We start from the raw sequence: 1,479 nt of genomic DNA on the forward strand, positions 1-1,479 counted from the left end.
TCCGTGACCACGATCTCCTGGTCGGGCGTGATGCCGGCCTTCTCAGCGATCTGGCGGGCGCAGCCGACCGGGCAGCCGTCGATGACGATCACCTCGTCCGCTGCCTCGACGTTCTTCTTGATCGAGGGCGTCCCGACGGCGAGAGACGCCGTGCAGGCGATCTTCCCGTATCCTTCCTTCGTTAACCGGACAGCGGCCTCGTTTGTGAGCTGTCCGGCCTTCGATGCGCCGGCGCAGGCGAAGATGATCCGTTTCGGTCCGCCTTCCGGCTCTATCCCGGATTCACAGGCGCACCGGGGTGTGTTCTGTTCCGTCATCTCACTTCACTCCAAGCAGTATCTGTTTGATATCCTCGACGCAGGGGACGTGGCCGACGACCTTGGCCTCGCCGTCGACGTAGAGCGCCGGCGTCAGCATCACGCCCCGCTCGATCATCGCATCGAGGCTCTCGATCTTGCGGATCTCCGCATCGATCTTGAGTTCCCTGACCGCGATCTCGACATTTTTGATCATCCGCCCGCACTTGGCGCAGCCGGTCCCGAATACTTCAACCAGCACCATCTCTCAGACTTCTTTGCAGGGGAAGAGGGGGTCTCACCCCTGCAGGATCTCCTTGATCTCCTTGACGTCCGCCACCCGGCCGGAGACTTTGAGTTCCCCGTCGACGGCGAGGGCAGGGGTCAGCATCACGCCGCGGTCCATGATCTCGGTGATGTCGTCAACCTTGACGAGTTCGGCCTCGATGCCGAGATCCCTGATCGCTGTCTCTACGTTCTTTGCGAGCCGCTTGCATTTGGCGCAGCCGGTTCCGAGCACTTCAACCTTTACCATTATCCCTTCACCTTGTTCCGATACTCTCGAAGGAGCGCCGCCCGGTAGAGCGGCTCCGCCTCCTTCGGGATGTAGTTGTAGATCTTTATCTGTCTCATCAGTTCATCGTTGATAGCGGTAACGCCCGCGATGCCGCGATCGATGACGTCCTGGAAGGCGTCATCGAGCATCGCGAGCCCGACGATGACCCCGCCGACCTCGATCCGGCGGATGCGCCGCAGGGCCTCGGCGGCGCAGCAGGGTTTCTCCCTCTTCTTCGTCTCCATACAATCACTCCTATATGAGCAGCATCCCGTTCCCGTACAGGAACCCGGCCATGGTCGCGAAAATGACCACCAGCGCCACGTAGGCCGCCGTCTTCTTCGCCCCGAGGATCCGGGAGATGACCAGGACGGAAGGCAGGCTGATCGTCGGCCCGGCAAGCAGGAGGGCGAGCGCCGGTCCCGGGGCCATGAGGCCTGCCGAGTAGCCGAAGGTCGTGCCGATGATCGGGACCTCGAGCAGCGTCGGCATGTAGAGGATCATCCCGACGATCGCCGCAAAGAAGTTTGCCGCGAGCGAGTTGTTCCCGAAGAAGGGCTGGAAGGTCTCCGGCGGGAGGAAGAAGGCGATGATCCCGACGAGGAACGTTCCCCCGATCAGGATGGG

At 62.1% G+C, this 1,479-nt stretch carries 5 protein-coding genes; all 5 read right to left on the reverse strand.

Going from position 1 to position 1,479, the window contains the following annotated elements; genetic code table 11:
- On the reverse strand, nucleotides 1-317 hold a 317-nt coding region (locus tag BRA62_RS11830), incomplete at its 3' end, for a putative zinc-binding protein (RefSeq protein ID WP_292366848.1).
- A gap of 1 nt (nucleotide 318) precedes the next feature.
- Nucleotides 319-561, reverse strand: a complete 243-nt coding sequence (locus BRA62_RS11835) for a thioredoxin family protein (protein WP_292366850.1) — start codon at nucleotides 559-561, stop codon at nucleotides 319-321.
- Between the two features lie 33 nt (nucleotides 562-594).
- The gene (locus BRA62_RS11840) at nucleotides 595-831 is read right to left on the reverse strand and encodes a thioredoxin family protein (protein ID WP_292366852.1); all 237 of its coding nucleotides are present in this window, start codon (nucleotides 829-831) and stop codon (nucleotides 595-597) included.
- Nucleotides 831-1,097 (reverse strand): hypothetical protein, encoded by a 267-nt coding sequence (locus tag BRA62_RS11845; protein ID WP_292366854.1) that lies wholly within the window; start codon nucleotides 1,095-1,097, stop codon nucleotides 831-833. The genes BRA62_RS11840 and BRA62_RS11845 overlap by 1 nt, the downstream gene beginning before the upstream one ends.
- Before the next feature lie 10 nt (nucleotides 1,098-1,107).
- Nucleotides 1,108-1,479: permease (locus tag BRA62_RS11850; protein WP_292366856.1), on the reverse strand; the 372-nt coding region annotated here is incomplete at its 5' end.

It is taken from the genome of Methanoculleus sp. UBA208, assembly GCF_002498065.1.
In the GTDB taxonomy this organism is placed as follows: domain Archaea; phylum Halobacteriota; class Methanomicrobia; order Methanomicrobiales; family Methanoculleaceae; genus Methanoculleus.

Excerpts from the sequence above, each read along its gene's own strand:
- BRA62_RS11835 (WP_292366850.1), bottom strand. The coding sequence starts at position 561 with ATGGTGCTGGTTGAAGTATTCGGGACCGGCTGCGCCAAGTGCGGGCGG.
- BRA62_RS11840 (WP_292366852.1), bottom strand. The coding sequence starts at position 831 with ATGGTAAAGGTTGAAGTGCTCGGAACCGGCTGCGCCAAATGCAAGCGG.
- BRA62_RS11845 (WP_292366854.1), bottom strand. The coding sequence starts at position 1,097 with ATGGAGACGAAGAAGAGGGAGAAACCCTGCTGCGCCGCCGAGGCCCTG.